This window comes from Pseudonocardia sp. T1-2H (genome assembly GCF_038039215.1).
Taxonomy (GTDB): domain Bacteria; phylum Actinomycetota; class Actinomycetes; order Mycobacteriales; family Pseudonocardiaceae; genus Pseudonocardia.
This window is the reverse complement of record NZ_JBBPCL010000001.1, coordinates 4,026,120-4,044,600: the sequence shown is the minus strand read 5'-3', so window position 1 is coordinate 4,044,600 and position 18,481 is coordinate 4,026,120. Positions and strand designations below refer to the sequence as shown.

The window sequence follows — 18,481 nt, the reverse complement described above, 5'->3', positions numbered from 1 at the left end:
CGGTGGACGCCGCTCGAGCCACTCGAGCGCCGGGTGAGCGCCGCGCTCAGGCGTGCTGCTTGCTGCCGTCGTAGATCTTCGCGATGTCGTCGGAGTACATCTTCGCGACCACGTTCCGCTTGACCTTCAGCGTCGGTGTCATCTCCCCGCCCGCCTCGGAGAAGTCGTGCGGCAGGATCCGGAACTTGCGGATCCGCTCCGCCCGCGAGACCGCCTGGTTCGCGTCCTCGACCGCGGCGGCGATCTCCCCGCGCAGCTCCGGGTCGTCGACGAGGTCCGCCGCCGAGCTCGGGTCCCCCGTGGTGGTCTTGCCGTTGCGCTCCCGCCAGGTGGGCAGAGCCTCCGGGTCGATCGTGATGAGCGCCCCGATGAAGGGCTGCCCGTCCCCGACGACCATGCACTGCCCCACCAGCGGGTGCGCGCGCAGCCGGTCCTCCAGCACGGCGGGGGCCACGTTCTTGCCGCCCGCGGTCACCAGGATCTCCTTCTTGCGGCCGGTGATGCTGAGGTAGCCGGCGTCGTCGAGCTCGCCGATGTCCCCGCTGTGGAACCAGCCGTCGCTGATGGCCTCCGCGGTGGCGTCCGGGTTCTTCCAGTACCGGGAGAAGACGATGTCGCCGCGGAGCATGATCTCGCCGTCGTCCGCGATCCGGACGGAGTGCCCGGGGACCGGCCGACCGACGGAGCCGACCCGCTGGGCGCCGATCGCGTTGACGGTGATCCCGGCGCTGGTCTCGGTCAGGCCGTAGCCCTCGAGGATCGGCAGGCCGATGCCGCGGAAGTAGTGCCCGAGGCGCTCGCCGAGCGGCGCGCTGCCGGACACCGCGGCCACGACCCGGCCGCCGACGGCCTCCCGCAGCTTGCCGTAGACGAGCTTGTCGAACAGTGCGTGCTTGGCCTTCAGGACGAACGACGGGCCGCCGGTGTCCTGGGCGCGGCTCCACGCGATCGCGACGTCGGTGGCCGCGTCGAAGATCTTGCCCTTGCCGCTGTCGTGCGCCTTCTGCCGCGCTCCGTTGTAGACCTTCTCGAACACCCGCGGCACCGCGAGCAGGAAGGTCGGGCGGAACTCCTGCAGGTCCGGCAGCAGCGTCGAGGTGTCCGGGGTGTGTCCGATGACCACGCCGTTCGCCAGCGACCCGCACTGGATGACCTTGCCGAACACGTGCGCCAGCGGCAGGAACAGCAGCGTCGAGGCGCCGCGCGTCATCAGCTGGCCGAGCACCGCGGTGGTGGCCGAGATCTCGCTGAGGAGGTTGCGGTGGGTGAGCTCGCAGCCCTTGGGTCGCCCGGTGGTGCCCGAGGTGTAGATCAGCGTGGCGAGGTCGTCCGCCTTCACCGCGTGACGGCGGGCGTGCACCTCGTCGTCGGGGGTGTCCGTGCCGAGCGCGGTGATCTGCTCGATGGCGCCCGGGGTTCCGGGGAGGCCGCCGCGGGCTCGATCTGCCAGACGAGCCGCAGGTCCGCGAGGTCGTCCCGGACCTGGGCGACGAGCGCGGCGTGTCCCTCGTTCTCGACCACGATCGCGACGGCACCGGAGTTCGACAGGATCCAGCTGACCTGTTCGGCGGACGAGGTCTCGTAGATCGGCACGGTCACCGCGCCGGAGGCGAGGATCGCGTAGTCGACCAGCGTCCACTCGTAGCGTGTCCGGGACAGCAGGGCGACGCGGTCCCCGGGGCCGACGCCGGCCGCGACGAGGCCGCGGGCGACCGCGGTGACCTGCGCGGCGAACTCGCCGGCCGTCACCTCGCTCCACGCGCCGTCGACGCCCCGGCGGCGGAACGCCACCGCGTCCGGGTGGTCCGACGCGGCCGCGTAGACGGCGTCGACGAGGGTGTCGTCCGCGCCGACGACGTCGGTAGCGGGCACGCTGAACTCACGCACGGGGAAGACCTCCTGGCCGACATGGGCAGGTCGTAAGAAGTTACTGACGAGTCAAGATAGCGCGTCCGGCTGCCGCCTGTCTCACGTCCGTTTGGTCCGGTGTCGGAGGGAGGCGAATCGGAGCAACCGCTGGTCGGCGCACGGTACCGGCGTGGCACAGTGGCCCTGTGCCGACCGTCGACGTGGTGGACGAGACATTCCTCGCCGTGCCGCGGGAGATCCTCGCCCCGGAGTTCGCCGACCCCGCCCGCTGGCCCGCGCTGTGGCCGGACCTGCGGCTCGAGGTGATCACGGACCGGGGCCCGCAGGGCATGCGCTGGACGATCGCGGGCGCGCTCGTGGGGAGCATGGAGGTCTGGCTGGAGCCGGTCCTGGACGGCACGGTGCTGCACTACTTCCTCCGCGCGGACCCCGCGGCCGGCGACGGCCTGCCCACCGCCTGGCCCGTGCGCCGTGCCGCCGCCGAGGCCCGGCGCCGGCAACGCGCGGCCAAGCGGATCGCGTTCGGCCTGAAGGACCGGCTCGAGGCGGGCCGCGGCCCCGGCGAACCGCCACTGCCTGTGACCGAGGCCGCGCGACCGTGACGTGATCGCCCGGTAGCGTGCGGGTCATGCGCGTGCATGTGGTGTCCGACGTGCACGGCAACGCCGACGCCCTGGCCAGGGCGGCCGAGGGCTGCGACGCGATGATCGTGCTCGGGGACCTCGTGGACTTCGTCGACTACCGCGACCCCACCCGCGGCATCCTCGGCCGGGTGCTCGGCCCGGAGGTCAGCGCCGAGTTCGGCCGGCTGCGCGCCTCGGGCGGCCCGGGTGAGCTGATCGCGTTCGCGAAGCAGGCCTGGGGGCGGCTCGAGAACCCGGCCGCCGTCGTCACCGACGCCGTGCGGGAGCAGTACGCCGCCCTGTTCGCGGTCATGCCGGACCCCACGTGGGCGATCCCCGGCAACGTCGACCTCCCCGAGCTCTGGCCGGACTACGCCCGGCCCGGCGTGCACCTGCCGGACGGCAAGGTCGTGGAGATCGGCGGGCTGCGCGTCGGGTTCGTCGGGGGCGTCCCGCTGCCGCCCGGGGTGGCGCCCCGCAACGGCGGGCCGTGGCGCCCGCACCTGCTGGCCGCCGAGGACTACGCGGACGCCGTCGCCGGGCTCACCGAGATCGACCTGCTCTGCAGCCACGCGCCGCCGTCCGTCCCGGACCTCGCCTACGACGTCGTGTCCCGCCGGCAGGAGTTCGCGGCGGACGCGTTGCTGGACGTCATCGCCCGGGACCGGCCGCGGAAGGCGTTCTTCGGGCACGTGCACCAGCCGCTGGCTCGGCGGGTGCGCCTCGGGCGGACCGAGTGCGTCAACGTCGGTCATTTCCGCCTGACCGAGCGGCCCTACGTGCTGGAGCTCGACCCCCGCGTAGATCCATGCTGGTGATCACGTCATCGGACGGTAACCTCCCGCCCATGGCCGACGCGACGACCTCCTCGATCACCATCGACGCCGCCCCGGAGGCGGTGATGGCGGTGATCGCGGACTTCGAGGCCTACCCGGAATGGGCGGACCAGGTGAAGACCGTCGAGGTCGTCGAGCCCGGCAAGCGCCGGGCCGAGCGCGTGAAGTTCTCCATGGACGCCGGCCCGATCAAGGACAGCTACACCCTGGACTACGACTGGGCCGACGACGACCGTTCCGTGAGCTGGGTCCTGGTCAAGGGTCAGATCCAGAAGGCGCAGACCGGCTCGTACACCCTGGATTCCGCGGGCGCCGCCGGCCCGACGACCGTGACCTACAGCCTCGCCGTCGACCTCAACATCCCGATGATCGGCATGCTCCGCCGGAAGGCGGAGAAGGTGATCATCGACACCGCGCTCAAGGGGCTCAAGCGCCGGGTCGAACGCGGCTGATCCCGGCCAGCGGGTCCCTGCACCCTCCACACCGTCCCGACGGTTACGCTCCGCCGGTGCGCGTGGTGCTGTTCACCGGCAAGGGGGGCGTCGGCAAGACGACCCTGGCCGCGGCCACGGCTGCCCATCTCGCCCGCGCCGGCCGCAAGTCCCTGGTGGTCTCCACGGATCCGGCACACTCCCTCGGGGACGCGCTGGGCGCGGACCTGGACGGTGAGCCCGGCGAGCTCGAGGGCGGCCTGTTCGCCGCCCACGTCGACACCCGGGCCCTGGTCGACGGCGCGTGGACCGATCTGCAGGGCCACCTGCGGACGATGCTCGCCGGCGCCGGCGTCGACGAGCTGATGGCGGACGAGCTGACCGTGCTGCCCGGCGTCGAGGACCTGCTGGCACTGGCCGAGATCCGCCGGCTCGCCGAGACCGGCCTCTGGGACGTCGTGGTCGTGGACTGCGGCCCCACCGCCGAGACCCTGCGCCTGCTCGGCCTGCCCGAGGCGCTCGCCGGGTACCTCGAACGGCTCTTCCCCGCCCACCGCCGCGCCGTACGCGGGATGCTCGCCGGGCTCGCCGGGGGCCGGCCGGGCAGCCCGACCGCCGCCGGCTGGGACCGCACGATCGACGCCCTGGACCAGCTCGCCGCGCAGCTCACGGGCCTGCGGGCCCTGCTCGCCGACCGCGACCGGACGAGCATCCGGCTCGTGACGACGCCCGAGCGGGTGGTCGCGGCCGAGACCCGCCGCACGCTGACCGCGCTCGCCCTGCACGACCTGCGCGTGGACGGACTGGTCGCCAACCGGGTCATGCCCGCGCCGCCGCCGTCCCTGCGCGGCCCGACGGCGCGCTGGCTGCGTGAGCGGCACGCCGAGCAGCAGGCCGTCCTCGCCGAGGTGCGCGCCGAGTGCGCGGGGACGCTGCCGGTCGAGACGGTGGCCTACGCGGCGGTCGAGCCGACCGGCGTCCCGGCGCTGCTGGAGCTGGCCGCGGCGCTGTACCCGCCGGGCGTCGACCCCGTCGCCCGCCCCGGACGGGACGCCCCGCCCGCGCTGACCGTGCGCCGGGTCGCGGGGGAGGGCACGTCCAAGGACTCCGAGTTCGAGCTGGTCCTACGCCTGCCCGGGGCCGCGGACGGCCCGCTCGACCTCTCCCGGGTGGGCGACGAGCTCGTCGTCTCGGTCGGGGTGACGCGGCGGCTGGTGAGCTTGCCGTCGGTGCTGCGCCGCTGCGCGGTCACCTCCGCGCGGCTGGAGGGCGAGGGCCACGCGACGGACCTGGTCGTCGTGTTCGCGCCCGATCCCGCGGTGTGGATGCGATGACCTCGGACGAGAGCTGCCCTGGTCACGGGTTCGGTTCCGGTGACCTCGGCGACGAGCTGCGCGAGCTGGCGCTGACCGTGCTGGACCGGCTCCAGCCCGTCGTCGAGAAGCTGCGGGACGAGGGCGCGACGGGCGGGACGCCCGCGAGCTGCACGACCTGCCCGGTGTGCGCGGTCCTCGCGGCCCTGCGGGGCGAGCGGCCGGAGCTCGCCGTCCGGCTGGCCGAGCACACGTCCGGGCTGCTCACGGTGCTGCGCTCGGTGCTGGAGCAGGAGGAGCAGCCCACGCCGCCGCGACCCCCGGGACGTACCGTGCAGCGGATCCCGGTGACCCGTGCATGATCGCCGGGTGCCGGAAGCCGGGTGTGAGGTGCTGACCGTCGGGGTCGATGTCGGGGGACGAGCGTGCGGGCGGGCCTCGTCGACGCCACCGGGGAGGTGCTGGACACCAGCCGGGCGCCCACCCCGCACAGCGACGACGCTCTCGAGGACGCCATCGTCGGCTGCATCGGCGAGCTGGCCGGCCGGCATCCCGTCGCGGCCGTCGGGCTCGCACTGGCCGGCTTCATCGACGCGGACCGCGGGCTCGTGCGGTACGCGCCGCACCTCTCGTGGCGGGACGCGCCCGTCGCCGAGCGGATCGCCGCACGGGTGGCGACGCCGGTCGTCGTCGAGCACGACGCCAACGCCGCCGCCCTGGCCGAGCGCCGCTACGGCGCGGCCGCCGGCGGCCGGGTCGTCGTCTTCGTGGCGCTGGGCACCGGGATCGGCGGCGCCCTGCTCGTCGACGGAAAGCTCTACCGGGGCGCCTACGGCGTCGCCCCCGAGCTGGGCCACCTCCGGCTGGTGCCGGACGGACGACCCTGCGCGTGCGGCAAGCGCGGCTGCTGGGAGCGGTACTGCAGCGGGACCGCGCTGGCCACGACCGCGACGGAGATGCTGGCGAGCGGGACCAACGCCGCCACGAACTCGGTGCTGGCCCGGGACGCCGCGCTCGATCCCGGCCGGGTCACCGGGCAGCGGGTCGCGTCCGCCGCGCGCGAGGGGGACAAGCTCGCCCGGCGCGCGGTGGCCGACATGGGACGCTGGCTCGGCGAGGGCCTGGCCCTGGTCGCGGACGTGTTCGACCCGGAGCTGGTCGTGATCGGGGGCGGGGTGTCCGCGTCGTCACCGCTGTTCCTCGACGAGGCCCGCGAGCACTACGCGTCGATCGTCACCGGGGCCGGGAACCGGCCGCTCGCGCGGATCCGGACCGCGCAGCTCGGGGACGCCGCCGCGGTGGTCGGGGCGGCGGAGCTGGCCCGGGAGCAGGTGGCCGCGGTGCGGACGATCCGGCGTTAGCCGCGTCCGGCTAGAGGACGGCCCCGTCGTCCGGGCCGTCGCCGTCGGCGGTCTCCTCGGACCGGCCGCCGTTCCAGAGCCGCAGCACCAGCCAGCTCAGGCCGGCGGCGAGGGACAGCAGGCCCAGCGGCAGCCCGTAGATCGAGCCGAGCCCGATCCAGGTCGGCCGGATGATCAGCAGCAGGCCCAGGACGATCAGCGCCAGCCCGATCACGATGGGTGGGCCCATCGGGGGCAGCGGCGGCGGCTCGGGTGGGACGAAGTGGTCGTCCTCCTCGGCGGGCAGCGGGGGCCGGGCCCTGGGTGGCGGCTCCGGGACGACGAACTCGTGGGTCACCGGCGGCAGCGGCGCGGGGGTCTCCGGTTCGGGCCGGTTGCGCCGGCGCTCCTCCTCGCGGAAGAGCTCCTCGGTGGACCACTCGACGAGCGACCGGTCGGGCTGCCAGCGGCTCCCGGGCTCGTCCTCGGCGGCCCCGTGCTCGAGCTCGTGGTCGTCGGCGTCCCGGTCCTCCGGGGCGGCGTCGGCGGGCCAGTCCGGGACCGTGCCCTCGGCCATCCACTGCTCGACGATCCGGTCGAACGCGTCCGCGGGGATACCGGGCTCGCCGGCGCCGGGGCGGCGTTCCTCGTCGGCGCTCATCCGGCAGCCCCCCCTCGTCCGGTAACCGGCAGCGCTGCCGCGGCCACGTCGAGGCGCATGGATCCTCCCGGGGAACTGCCGTCGGCGACGGCGTCCTTTCATCCTGACACGTCGGCCCACACCGCGGCAGACCTTGCTCACGAATCGGTCCGCGCCAGCGCCGGACGGCCGAAGGCACGCCGTCCAACGCCCCCGTTGTCCCTTCGGGCGCGGCGTCCGTAGGCTTGCCGTTCACGCGGTGAGGAGGCAGCGGACTGTGCTGTACTGGTGGTCCAAGTTCGTGCTGCTGGGTCCGCTCCTCCGGCTCTACTGCCGTCCCACCATCGAGGGGCTCGAACACGTCCCCGCGCAGGGTGGGGCGATCTTGGCCAGCAACCATCTCGCCGTCGCGGACTCGTTCTTCCTGCCGTTGCAGGTGCCGCGGCGGATCACCTTCCTGGCGAAGCGGGAGTACTTCACCGAGCCCGGGATCCTCGGCCGGCTCAAGAAGATCTTCTTCACCGGCGTCGGGCAGGTCCCGGTGGACCGGTCCGGGGGGTCCGCGGCCCAGGCCGCCATGGACACCGCCATCCGGCTGCTGAAGGAGGGCAAGCTGCTCGGGATCTACCCGGAGGGCACGCGCTCGCCGGACGGGCGGCTCTACAAGGGCAAGACCGGCGTGGCCCGGATGGCCCTGGAGGCCGGCGTCCCGGTGATCCCGGTGGCGATGATCGGTACCGACGAGGTCAACCCGATCGGCTCCCGGATGTGGCGGCCGCACCACGTACACGTCAAGATCGGTCAGCCGCTGGACTTCAGCCGCTACGAGGGCATGGCGGGAGACCGGTTCATCGAGCGGTCGATGACGGACGAGATCATGTACTCGCTGATGGAGCTGTCCGGGCAGACCTATGTGGACCTCTACGCCGCCTCGGTGAAGGAGAAGGCCGCGAAGGCCGCGAAGGCGGAGGAGGCGGCCCGGCTGCCGGACACCAAGGCGAGCTGAGGCCCTACCGGATCGCCCCGTCGGCCGCTCTTGCGCGGCCTGCAGGCCCGGGCCGACGGGCGTCCGGCCGGCACGGGCTGGAACGCCTTCGCCCCGGCGCCGAACCGCGGGCCCGTCGGGGCCTCGGCCGTCGCGGTGCCGCCGGCCTCGCCGAACCAGCGCGTGTCGACGCCGCGGCCCTGCCGGTGGTCGAAGAAGCCCTGCTGGGCGGCCGGCAGCAGCGTGTCCTTCGCCGGGGTAGGAGGAGTTCGGTCAGAACACGTCTCCGCGGTGCCGCCGGCGAGCGTGTCCGGCAGGGTCGGGAAGTAGTCCGCGAACGGCACGACGTCCAGGGCGACGTCACGTCCGGGTTCCGCCGGGAGAACTCGGCGAAGGACTCGGCGTAGGCCTGGGCGACCTGGGCGTCCCGGAGCCGCACGGCGACCGTCGTCGTGGTCGCGGTGGGCTCCGCGGGACCGCTGATACCCCCGATCGGCTCGACTGCGTCACTCCCGGGCGCGTCCGGTGCGCCGCCCCGTCGCAGCTCGTCGTAGCATCCGGGCTGGTCGGAAAGGGTTGGCATGCGCTTCTTCTACGACACCGAGTTCATCGAGGACGGTACGACGATCGAGCTGGTGTCGATCGGTGTCGTCGGCGAGGACGGCCGTGAGTTCTACGCGGTCTCCACGGAGTTCGACCCCGGGCGGGCCGGGGCGTGGGTGCGCGCCAATGTGCTGCCCAAGCTGCCGTCGCCCGCCGATCCGGCCTGGCGTTCCCGGGACGCGATCAAGCGGGACCTGCTGCGCTTCCTCACCTCCGCCCCCGGCGAGGTCGAGCTGTGGGCGTGGATCGCCGCGTACGACCACGTCGCGCTGTGCCAGCTCTGGGGAGCGATGCCGGCCCTGCCCCGCGCGCTGCCCCGCTTCACCCGGGAGCTGCGCCAGCGCTGGGAGGAGGCGGGGAAGCCCCCGCTCCCGCCCCCGTCGTCGGACGCCCACGACGCCCTCGCGGACGCCCGCCTCAACCTCCGCCGCTGGCAGACCATCGAGGCAAGCGTCCCCACCCCGTAGCCGGATCCCGACTCGCGCGGCCCCGGATCCCGACTCGCGCGGCCCCGGATCCCGACTCGCGGGCGTCGTCGGCGCACCCGTCCGCGAGTCGCGCTCTGAGACCCCGCGAGTCGCGCTCCGAGACCCCGCGAGTCGCGCTCTGAGACCCCGCGAGTCGGGCTCTCAGGCCGGCCGGGCCGGGGTGGATCCGGCTCCCGAACGGCCGAGGGACGACACCGTTACCGGACCGCATACCCTTGGCCCTCGTGAACTGGTCCGTCGACGCCCCGGTGGACGTCCTTCCGGAGCTGCCGCCGCTTCCCGCGGACATGCGCACCCGGTTGGACGACGCCCTCGCCCGCCCCGCAGCCCAGCAACCCGAGTGGCCGGACGCCGAGCAGGTCGCGCACGTGCGCACCGTGCTCGAGAGCGTCCCACCCGTCGTCCTCCCGCCGGAGGTCGACCGGCTCAAGGACCGGCTCGCCGACGTCGCCGAGGGTCGGGCGTTCCTGCTGCAGGGCGGGGACTGCGCGGAGACCTTCGTCGACAACACCGAGCCGCACATCCGCGCCACCATCCGCACCCTGCTGCAGATGGCCGTCGTCCTGACCTACGGCGCGTCGATGCCGGTGGTGAAGGTCGGCCGGATCGCCGGGCAGTACGCCAAGCCGCGCAGCTCGCCGGTCGACGCGCTGGGGCTCCCGTCCTACCGCGGCGACATCGTCAACGCCCTCGCCGCGGACCTGAAGCAGCGCATCCCGGACCCGTCGCGCATGGTCCGCGCCTACGCCAACGCGAGCGCCGCGATGAACCTGGTGCGCGGCCTGACCGCCACCGGCATGGCGGACCTGACGAGGGTCCACGACTGGAACAAGGACTTCGTCCGCACGTCGGCGGCGGGGGAGCGGTACGAGGCCGTCGCCGCGGAGATCGACCGGGCCGTCCGTTTCATGGACGCCTGTGGCGTGGTGGACAGCAACCTGCGCAGCGTCGAGTTCTACGCCTCGCACGAGGCTCTGCTGCTGGACTACGAGCGGGCCCTGCTACGCCTGGACCTGGACCGGGACCGCACCTCCGACACCCCGCCGAAGCTGTACGACCTCTCGTCGCACTTCCTGTGGATCGGGGAGCGCACCCGCCAGCTCGACGGCGCGCACATCGCCTTCGCGGAGCTGCTCTCCAACCCGATCGGGCTCAAGATCGGCCCGACGACGACGCCCGAGCAGGCCGTCGAGTACGTCGAGCGCCTGGACCCCCGCAACGAGCCGGGCCGGCTGACGCTGATCAGCCGGATGGGCAACGGCAAGATCCGGGACGTGCTGCCGCCGATCGTCGAGAAGGTCACCGGGTCCGGGCACAAGGTCGTCTGGCAGTGCGACCCGATGCACGGGAACACCCACGAGTCGACGACGGGCTACAAGACCCGCCACTTCGACCGCATCGTCGACGAGGTGCAGGGCTTCTTCGAGGTCCACCACGGCCTGGGCACGCACCCGGGCGGCATCCACGTCGAGGTCACGGGTGAGGACGTCACGGAGTGCTTGGGCGGCGCGCAGGAGATCTCGGACGCCGATCTCGCCGGCCGCTACGAGACGGCCTGCGACCCGCGGCTGAACACCCAGCAGAGCCTGGAGCTGGCGTTCCTCGTGGCGGAGATGCTGCGCGGGTAGGGCTTCGAGGTTCGTCCGGCCGGGGCGGATCCCGGGTTGATCACGGGCGAAGGGCCGCTCGATCGGCGGTCGGAGCGACCCGCTGCCCATGATCGCCGTGCCGGCCCGGCCGGCGCCCCGTCGCCGCTCGAGGGCGGCTAGAAGACCGAGAGCGTGACCGTGGTCCCCGGCTCGACGGACTCCCCGAGCCGGGGCTCTGGTCCACCACGATCCCGTTGCGGCGGCCGAACGGGAAGCGCTTCTCGACCTCGACGTCCAGGCCGGCGTCTGCGAGGGCGGCGCGGGCGTCGTCGAGGCGTTCGCCGGTCACCTGGGGCACCCGCACCTCGGGGGGCGGCGGGACGCCCTTGCTGACCACGAGCGTCACCGTGCCGCCGATCGGCAGCGCGGCTCCCGCCGCCGGATCCGTCCGGACGACGGCCCCTTCGGGCACGGTCTCGCTGAACTCGGCGGCCGCAGTGGACCGGACGGGCGTGAGCTCGGCGTCCCGGACGGTCTGCTCGGCGGCCGCGACGGTCACCCCGGGCGCGATGGCGGGCACGACCGGGCGTCCGCTCGACACGGTCAGCGTGACGGGGCTGCCCCGCAGCAGCCGGGCCGCGGCGCCGGGGGTGGTCTCCGCGACGACGTCCGCGGCCACGTCGTCCCGGTGCACCTCGGTGACCGAGACGACCAGGTCCGCCTCGGCGAGCACCTGCTCGGCCGCGGTCCGGTCCAGCCCGACCACCGACGGCATGGCCGTCCAGCGGCCGCTGCCGAGCCACCACGCGGCCGTGCCGACGGCGAGCCCGAGGAGCAGCACGACCACGATCCAGAGCGCGAACACCCGGCGGCTGCGGCGCCGGGCGATCCGGTGGTCCCCCAGGACCTCGGGCCGTGGGGCGACCGACGTCCCGGTGGCGGCCGGCGCCGGCACCTCGCGGCTCATGGCCCGGGTGCCTCCCGGCCCGGGGCCGGCAGGACGGGACGCCGCGGGAACGGTGTCCTGCTCCTCGACGGGTGGGGGCGGCGGCTGCGGGACCGGCACCCGGGGGATCGCCAGCAGCCGGCGGACGTGCCCCAGCTCGGCGAGGAACGCCCCCGCGTCCGGTGGCCGCAGCGCGGGGTCGCGGGACGTCGCCCGGCGGACCAGCTCGTCGAGCTCGGGCGGGACCTCGGTGGCGATCGCGGACGGCGGCGGCACGTCGTCGTTCACGTGCCGGTAGGCGACGGAGAGCGCGTGGTCCCCGGAGTAGGGCGGCGCGCCCGTCAGGAGCTCGTAGAACAGCACCCCGGCGGCGTAGACGTCGCTGCGGGCGTCCGCCTGGCCCGTGGTGACCTGCTCGGGCGAGAGGTAGGCCATCGTCCCGAGGATCATCCCCGCGTGACTCACGCCCGCCTCCGCGGCCGCGGTGACCAGCCCGAAGTCCGCGACCTTGACCTCGCCGGCGCGCGAGATGAGCACGTTCTCCGGTTTGACGTCCCGGTGCACCATGTGGAGGAGGTGGGCCTGGGCGAGGCCGGCGAGGACCGGCTCCATCACCGCCACGGCCGCGGGGACGCCGAGGGCGCCGCGCCGGCGCAGCACGTCCCGCAGCGTGCCGCCCTCCACGAGCTCCATGACGAGGAAGAGCGTGGGATCGGCGCCCGGGGGCTCGAAGCGGCCCTGGTCGTGGACGTCGACGACGCAGGGATGGTCGATCCGGGCGGCGGAGCGGGCCTCGCGCTCGAACCGGGTGCGGAAGGCGGGATCGGCCGCCATCCGCGGATCCATGATCTTGATCGCCACCGGGCGGTCCAGCCGGGTGTCCGTCCCGCGGTACACCGTGGACATGCCGCCGCGGGCGATCACCGGGCCCAGACGGTAGCGCGCGTCCAGCAGCGCTCCTGCCGAACCGGTGGGGGCGTTCACCCCTCGACGGTACCGTCGCGCGGTTATCGCCCTGCCCGGTGGCTCCCGTCGCCTGCGGTGCTGTGGAAGGCTGTCCCGTGTGAGTGAGGTTTCTTCATCGACATCCGCGTCGGTTCTGCCCGACGAGATCGAGACCATCCCCGTGTCGGACGTCGCCGCCACGATGGGGATCCCTGTGACCCGGGTCCACCAGCTGGTGCGGGACGGCCAGCTGCTGTCGTTCAAGAAGGACGGCACCGCGGTGATCCCGGCGGCGTTCCTCGTCGAGGCCGAGGTGGTGAAGGGCCTGCCGGGCACGATCACCGTGCTGCGCGACGGCGGCTACTCGGACCCGGACATCCTGCGCTGGCTGTTCCAGGCGGACGAGACGCTGCCCGGCGCGCCGATCGACGCCCTCGTGGAGGGCCGGCACCGCGAGATCAAGCGCCGCGCGCAGGCGATGGCGTTCTAGGGCTGTCCCAGCCGCCCCTCCGCCGCTCGTGGGCGTCAGGTGGTGCCCCGCGGGCGACCTACCGCGCACGGGCGCCGAGGGCGCGGACCAGCCGGGGCAGCGCCACGGCCGCCCGCCGCCGGTCCGGCACGACGACCCGACGGTTCACCACGGCGTAGTCCGCGGCCACGATCTCGTCCAGGATGTCGCCGTAGAGGGTGAACGCGCAGGCCACGCAGTCCCGCGATGCCGGATGCAGCATCGCGACACCCGGCGCGGCCCGGCGGTAGGTCGCCCGCGTCGTCGCGACGAGGTGGGCCAGCGCCCGGCGGACGCGGCGGTCCGTGCGCCGGGTGCGCCGGCACCACAGCAACAGCTCCCGGTCCACGCCGAACGCGGCCAGCTCGTCCGCCGGTAGGTAGACGCGGCCGCGGTCCAGGTCCTCGCCGACGTCGCGGAGGAAGTTCGTCATCTGGAAGGCGACGCCGAGGGCCGCGGCGGGGCCCTCGGCCTCCGTCCGGGGGACCACGGTCCCGAGCACCGGGAGCACCTGCAGGCCGATCACCGCCGCGGAGCCGTACACGTAGCGGCCCAGGTGGGCGGTGGTCGGGTAGCCGGTGACGTGCGTGTCCATCCGCATCGACGAGAGGAACGCCGCGAAGAGGGCCCGGTCGATCCCGTAGCGGCGCACGGTGTCCGCGACAGCGGTGATCACCGGCGATTCGACGGCCGCCCCGTCGAACGCGGCCACGAGGTCGACGCCCAGGTCCTCGAGCGCCTCGGCCCGCGCCTCGGCGTCCCGGCCGTCGGACAGGTCGTCGACGATCTCGTCCGCGTACCGCGCGAAGCCGTACAACGCGTGGATCGCCGGCCGGCGGTCCGGGGACAGCAGGCGGGTGGCGAGGAAGTACGTGCGCCCGTGGGCGGAGTTCAGCGCGCGGCAGGTCGTGTACGCGGCCCGCAGCGCCGGATCCGTGATCCCGGCGGCGTCGAGCTCAGCCTGCCGCGTCGGCACGCGCGGGCGCGGGTTCGGCCGGGACGGCCCGGGAGCGGCCCAGCCCGAGGGGGTCCGGCCGGAGCAGGGACACCGAGGCCAGGGCGGCCAGTACCGCGCAGACGGCCAGGTAGCCCCAGTTGTAGAGGCCCGCCTCGCCGTTGGGGTAGTAGACGATCACCAGCCACAGCGAGCCGAAGACCAGCCACTGCAGCCCGCGCGCGCTCCACGCCGTCATCGCCAGCAGGGCCATGCCCCAGCTCAGGTACCAGGGCAGCGTCGCGGGGGAGAGCAGGGCGACGGCGACGAGCACGATGCCGGCCCGGCGGATCGCGTCCGGCCCGCCCTCGCGGGAACGCCACCACTGGACGACGAAGATCGCGGCGAGGCCGATCCCGCCGATCACGCGGGCGACGTTGATGAACGGCTGCTTGGGCAGCGTCGCGATCCCGCCGATGGCGGTGTGCACGAACTCGCCGACGCCGGTGGGGAGCGACAGCCAGTTCACGATCATCGACGGCGCGCTGAGCGCGGGCAGCCAGCCCAGGTTCACCTGCGCGGCGAGGGTGACGGCCCCGAAGGTCACGACGAAGATCCCGACGCCGAGCATCCCGGCGCGGATCAGGCGCCGGTTGAACGGGCCCTCCATCCGGGCGGCCCAGATCATCACCAGGAAGGGCAGCGCGACGGCCGCGGAGGCCTTCGTCGCCATCGCCAGGGTGACCAGGACGATCGCCAGCACGAGCCGGCCGCGCAGTGCGAACAGCGACCCGACCGCCAGCAGCCCGACGACCAGCAGGTCGTTGTGCCCGCCGCCGACCAGGTGGATGACGGTGACCGGGTTCGCGACGACGACCCACAGCGCGGTGGCGGGGCGCCCGCCGAGCCGGCGGGTGAGCTCGGGCAGCGTCCAGACCAGCAGGACCAGACCGAGGCACATGACCAGCCGCATGCCGATCACGCCGACGATCATGTCGGAGCCGGTCTGCAGCGTCACCCACGCCCAGGACTTGGCCAGCAGGATGAACAGCGGGCCGTACGGCGCCGGGGTGTCCTGCCAGAAGTAGTGCACGTTGTCGGTGAAGACCCCCGGCATGGCCTCCGGGCCGACGCCGTAGGGGTCCAGGCCGAACAGCGGCAGCGCACCCTGGGCGAGGTAGCTGTAGACGTCCCGGGTGAACAGGGGCGGGCCGAGCAGCACCGGCACGATCCACACGAGCGACGTGCTCAGCACCGCGCGGCCGCCGATCCGGCCGGCCAGGACCTCCCGGCCCAGCAGCACCCACGCCCACGCCATCAGGATCACGCCGAGGTACATCAGCGCGGTGGCGAGCTCGGCCCCGTGGCCGTAGCGCCAGAAACCGAGCTGCGAGTTCGTCAGGACCGGGTCCCGGCGCAGGATGCCACCGCCACCGAGGCCACCGACTAGCAGCAGCAACGACGCCGTGAGCCCCAGGAACAGCGGCTTCCGCGGCGGGGCGCCCATCCGCTCGACCAGGCCGGGCCGGCGCTCGGCGGGCGGCTCCGCGGCCTCGGCGGGCAGCGTCGCGGTGACGACCCCGCCCGGTTCGGGGTCCGGGTCGCTGACGTCGGGAACCGGCGTGCCGGCGCGCGGGACGTCCCGGGCGGGCGTGGCCGGCCGGGGCACCGGAGGTGAGGGCTGCGCGGTCATGTCGGGGACCATGCTCGCACGGCGGGGCTCGCGGTCCTTTCGGGACCCTCCGTCCCGCGGTGTCGGCCGGTGATCCGCTCGGCGGCCAGCCGGCCGGAGATCAGGACGGGCGGGATGCCGACGCCGGGGGTGGTCCCGCAGCCGGCCAGCACGACGTTGTCCAGTTCGCGGACGGTGTTGCGCGGCCGGAACGGGCCGGTCTGGGCGAACGTGTGCGCCGCGGAGAACGGGGTGCCGGCCGCGTGGCCCTGCGCCGCCCAGTCCGCGGGGGTGACGAGCCGGGACACCTCGATGTCCCCGGTCAGGCCGGCGTACCCGCGCTGCTCCAGGACGCCGAGGATCTCGTCCCGGTAGGCGGGCCCGAGGCGTTCCCAGTCGAACGGCGCGGCGTCGAGGTTGGGGCACGGGGCGAGGACGAACAGCAGGTCCCGGCCCGGCGGGGCGAGCCCCGGGTCCGTCGCCGTCGGCCGGGTGAGCAGCAGCGACGGGTCGCTCATCAGCGCGCCGTCGTCGACGATCTCGCGGAAGGTGTCCTCCCAGGCCTCGCCGAAGGAGATCGTGTGGTGCGCAAGCTCCGGCCGCGGCCGCCGCAGCCCCGCGTGCAGGACGACAGCGCTGGGGGACCAGCGCATCGGCACCACGCGTTTCGGGGTGCGGCCGAGCAACCGGTGCACGATCGGGAGATCCGGGGTGAGGACGACGGCGTCGCAGGCCAGCCGGGTCGTGTCGGCGCCCCCGTCCGTGGCGTCGCCCGGCGCGGTGTGCCGGATCGCGGTGACCCGCCCGCCCCGGCGCTCCAGCCCGGTGACCTCGCGGCCCAGCAGGACCTCGACGCCCGCGTCCGCCGCCGCGTCCGCCAGCGCCCGCCCGACCTGCCGCATCCCGCCGCGCGGGAAGTACACGCCGGCGATGGTGTCCATGTAGGAGATGACGCCGTACGCCCCGAGCGCGCGCTGCGGCGGCAGGCCCGCGTAGAGCGCCTGGAACGAGAAGATCCGGCGCAGCCGCTCGTCCGGCAGGTAGCGGGCGATCCGCGGGCCGAGCCGGCCGAACCCGCCGAGCCTCGCCAGCCGCAGGAGGTCGCCGCCGAGAAGGTCGAGCGGGGAGTCGAAGTTGGCCCCGATGAAGGTGTCGATCTCGGTCTCGTAGAGCTCGGTCAGCCAGCGGCGCAGCTCGACGTAGCCGGCCGCCGCCGCGGGCCCGCAGACGTCCCGGACCTCGGCCTCCATCGCGTCGGCGTCCGTGTGGACGTCCAGGGAGCTGCCGTCGGCGAAGGTGGCGCGGTAGGCGGGATCGAGCCGGACCAGGTCCAGCCGGGCGGCGAGGGAGTCGCCGACGGCGCGCAGGGCGTCGTCGAGCAGTTCGGGCATGGTCAGGACGGTGGGGCCGGTGTCGACCCGGTACGTCCCGCCGTCGACGTCCAGGTCCAGGGCCCCCGCGCGGCCGCCCGGGTGGTCCGCCCGTTCGACGAGCGTGACGGCGTGGCCGGCGCCGCGCAGGTGCAGCGCGGCCGAGAGCCCGGCGAGCCCGGCGCCGACGACCACGACGTGCCGGATGGGGCCGGGGACGGTGCCCCGCGGCGATCGTCCGAGCCTCAAGAGTGCCGCCTCGTCGCCCGGACGGCGAGGTCCGCGAGCGCGGCGGCCGCGGGCTCGGCGACCTCCGCGACGGAGAGCGCGTCCAGCGCGGAGCCGGTGAGCGCGGCGATCCGCTGCTCGACGGCCTGGACCGCGCCCAGCTCGTTCAGCAGCCCGCGCACCCGGCGGAGCCGCGGCTCGTCGAGCTCGGGGTCGCCGAGCGCGGAGACGATCTCGTCGCGCTGCGCGTCCGCCCCCCGTTCCGTCGCCCGCTGCAGCGCCAGCGCGACGAGGACGGTCCGCTTGCCCTCGCGCAGGTCGTCCCCCGCGGGTTTGCCGGTGACCGCGGGGTCGCCGTAGACGCCCAGCAGGTCGTCCCGCAGCTGGAAGGCGACACCGATGTCCGCGCCGAAGCGGCGGTAGGCGGCGACCAGGTCCGGGTCCGCGCCGGCGAGCGCCGCGCCCAGGTGCAGCGGCCGCTCGACCGTGTAGGCGGCGGTCTTGTACCGGTCGATCCGCAGCGCGGCGGCCACCGACTCGTCGCCCGTCGCCTGGGTGTGGACGTCCAGGAACTGCCCGCCGAGGACCTCGGTGCGCATGCCGCGCCAGGGCTCCAGGGCCCGCGCGACCGCGGCCGAGGGCAGTCCGGAGGAGTGGAAGAGGTCGTCCGCCCAGGTCAGGGCCAGGTCGCCGAGCAGGATCGCGGTCGCGGCACCGAATCGCGCAGGGCGCCCGCTCCACCCCGCGTCGGCGTGCCGGGTGGCGAACTCGACGTGCACGGTGGGCTTGCCACGCCGCGTCGCCGAGGCGTCCATGAGGTCGTCGTGGACGAGGGCCGAGGCCTGCACGAGCTCGAGCGCGCTGATCGCGCGGAGCACCGCGTCCGCCGTCGGGCCGGTGGCCTCGCCGCCGGCGCCGCGCCAGCCCCACCACGCGAAGGTGGGGCGCAGCCGCTTACCGCCCTGCAGGACGAAGCGGGTCAGCGCGTCCGTGGCCTCGCCGAAGACGGGGCTGATCGCGGAGGCTTCCGCGCGGCGCTGCTGCAGATAGCCGGCGAGCTCCCCCTCCACGTGGCCGACCAGGTCCGAGTCGGGACCGGTCGCACCGTCGGGGGAGTCCTGGTGCGGGAAGCCGGTCGGGGCCGGCTGGGCGGGGTGGACC

The 18,481-nt window shown here is 74.4% G+C and carries 17 protein-coding genes and 1 pseudogene; 10 read left to right on the top strand and 8 right to left on the bottom strand.

Annotated elements, in window-relative coordinates; genetic code table 11:
* Window positions 1–46: 46 nt before the first annotated feature.
* Window positions 47–1,887 (bottom strand): annotated as a pseudogene (locus WBK50_RS19820) (AMP-dependent synthetase/ligase).
* 167 nt (window positions 1,888–2,054) lie between these two features.
* On the opposite strand from WBK50_RS19820, the gene WBK50_RS19815 reads away from it, so the two are divergent.
* The 6 genes from WBK50_RS19815 (at window position 2,055) to WBK50_RS19790 (ending at window position 6,433) form a co-directional block, all read left to right on the top strand.
* Window positions 2,055–2,471: a polyketide cyclase / dehydrase and lipid transport gene (locus tag WBK50_RS19815; RefSeq protein WP_341337034.1), complete on the top strand. Its 417-nt coding sequence runs from the start codon at window positions 2,055–2,057 to the stop codon at window positions 2,469–2,471.
* 26 nt (window positions 2,472–2,497) lie between these two features.
* Window positions 2,498–3,310 carry a metallophosphoesterase family protein gene (locus tag WBK50_RS19810; RefSeq protein ID WP_341337033.1) on the top strand — a complete coding sequence of 271 codons (813 nt, stop codon included), beginning with the start codon at window positions 2,498–2,500 and terminating at the stop codon, window positions 3,308–3,310.
* A 29-nt stretch (window positions 3,311–3,339) separates the two neighbouring features.
* The gene (locus WBK50_RS19805) at window positions 3,340–3,780 is read left to right on the top strand and encodes an SRPBCC family protein (protein WP_341337032.1); all 441 of its coding nucleotides are present in this window, start codon (window positions 3,340–3,342) and stop codon (window positions 3,778–3,780) included.
* 56 nt (window positions 3,781–3,836) lie between these two features.
* Window positions 3,837–5,093: an ArsA family ATPase gene (locus WBK50_RS19800; protein WP_341337031.1), complete on the top strand. Its 1,257-nt coding sequence runs from the start codon at window positions 3,837–3,839 to the stop codon at window positions 5,091–5,093.
* Window positions 5,090–5,434, top strand: a complete 345-nt coding sequence (locus WBK50_RS19795; RefSeq protein ID WP_341337030.1) for a hypothetical protein — start codon at window positions 5,090–5,092, stop codon at window positions 5,432–5,434. The genes WBK50_RS19800 and WBK50_RS19795 overlap by 4 nt, the downstream gene beginning before the upstream one ends.
* Window positions 5,435–5,497: 63 nt before the next feature.
* Window positions 5,498–6,433, top strand: coding sequence for an ROK family protein (locus WBK50_RS19790; protein WP_341337029.1), 936 nt, complete (start codon window positions 5,498–5,500; stop codon window positions 6,431–6,433).
* A 10-nt stretch (window positions 6,434–6,443) separates the two neighbouring features.
* Here the strand turns inward: WBK50_RS19790 and WBK50_RS19785 are convergent, their stop codons facing one another.
* Window positions 6,444–7,073, bottom strand: coding sequence for a hypothetical protein (locus WBK50_RS19785; protein ID WP_341337028.1), 630 nt, complete (start codon window positions 7,071–7,073; stop codon window positions 6,444–6,446).
* A 256-nt stretch (window positions 7,074–7,329) separates the two neighbouring features.
* Here WBK50_RS19785 and WBK50_RS19780 point away from each other — a divergent pair, with 256 nt between their 5' ends.
* Window positions 7,330–8,058 (top strand): lysophospholipid acyltransferase family protein, encoded by a 729-nt coding sequence (locus WBK50_RS19780; protein WP_341339454.1) that lies wholly within the window; start codon window positions 7,330–7,332, stop codon window positions 8,056–8,058.
* Here the strand turns inward: WBK50_RS19780 and WBK50_RS19775 are convergent.
* Window positions 7,974–8,381: a hypothetical protein gene (locus tag WBK50_RS19775; RefSeq protein WP_341337027.1), complete on the bottom strand. Its 408-nt coding sequence runs from the start codon at window positions 8,379–8,381 to the stop codon at window positions 7,974–7,976. The two genes, WBK50_RS19780 and WBK50_RS19775, sit on opposite strands and share 85 nt — an antisense overlap.
* Before the next feature lie 237 nt (window positions 8,382–8,618).
* Here WBK50_RS19775 and WBK50_RS19770 point away from each other — a divergent pair, with 237 nt between their 5' ends.
* Together WBK50_RS19770 and WBK50_RS19765 are read left to right on the top strand one after the other, a co-directional pair.
* Complete coding sequence (locus tag WBK50_RS19770; RefSeq protein WP_341337026.1) at window positions 8,619–9,107, top strand: polyadenylate-specific 3'-exoribonuclease AS; 489 nt, start codon at window positions 8,619–8,621, stop codon at window positions 9,105–9,107.
* A gap of 245 nt (window positions 9,108–9,352) precedes the next feature.
* Window positions 9,353–10,756, top strand: coding sequence for a class II 3-deoxy-7-phosphoheptulonate synthase (locus WBK50_RS19765; RefSeq protein WP_341337025.1), 1,404 nt, complete (start codon window positions 9,353–9,355; stop codon window positions 10,754–10,756).
* Between the two features lie 40 nt (window positions 10,757–10,796).
* Here the strand turns inward: WBK50_RS19765 and pknB are convergent, their stop codons facing one another.
* On the bottom strand, window positions 10,797–12,647 hold the full coding sequence (gene pknB / locus WBK50_RS19760) for a Stk1 family PASTA domain-containing Ser/Thr kinase (protein WP_341337024.1): 1,851 nt from the start codon (window positions 12,645–12,647) through the stop codon (window positions 10,797–10,799).
* 79 nt (window positions 12,648–12,726) lie between these two features.
* Here pknB and WBK50_RS19755 point away from each other — a divergent pair, with 79 nt between their 5' ends.
* Window positions 12,727–13,098 (top strand): Rv2175c family DNA-binding protein, encoded by a 372-nt coding sequence (locus WBK50_RS19755; protein ID WP_341337023.1) that lies wholly within the window; start codon window positions 12,727–12,729, stop codon window positions 13,096–13,098.
* Window positions 13,099–13,156: 58 nt separating this feature from the next.
* Here WBK50_RS19755 and WBK50_RS19750 read toward each other — a convergent pair whose 3' ends face one another.
* Genes WBK50_RS19750 through WBK50_RS19735 form a run of 4 tightly spaced genes read right to left on the bottom strand, consistent with a single transcriptional unit; the run spans window position 13,157 to window position 18,402 of the window.
* Complete coding sequence (locus WBK50_RS19750; RefSeq protein WP_341337022.1) at window positions 13,157–14,092, bottom strand: phytoene/squalene synthase family protein; 936 nt, start codon at window positions 14,090–14,092, stop codon at window positions 13,157–13,159.
* Window positions 14,073–15,743 (bottom strand): polyprenol phosphomannose-dependent alpha 1,6 mannosyltransferase MptB, encoded by a 1,671-nt coding sequence (gene mptB, locus WBK50_RS19745; RefSeq protein ID WP_341337021.1) that lies wholly within the window; start codon window positions 15,741–15,743, stop codon window positions 14,073–14,075. Before mptB ends, WBK50_RS19750 begins: the two co-directional genes overlap by 20 nt.
* Complete coding sequence (gene crtI, locus WBK50_RS19740; RefSeq protein WP_341337020.1) at window positions 15,740–17,341, bottom strand: phytoene desaturase family protein; 1,602 nt, start codon at window positions 17,339–17,341, stop codon at window positions 15,740–15,742. The genes mptB and crtI overlap by 4 nt, the downstream gene beginning before the upstream one ends.
* Window positions 17,338–18,402, bottom strand: a complete 1,065-nt coding sequence (locus tag WBK50_RS19735; protein WP_341339453.1) for a polyprenyl synthetase family protein — start codon at window positions 18,400–18,402, stop codon at window positions 17,338–17,340. Before WBK50_RS19735 ends, crtI begins: the two co-directional genes overlap by 4 nt.
* Window positions 18,403–18,481: the final 79 nt, after the last annotated feature.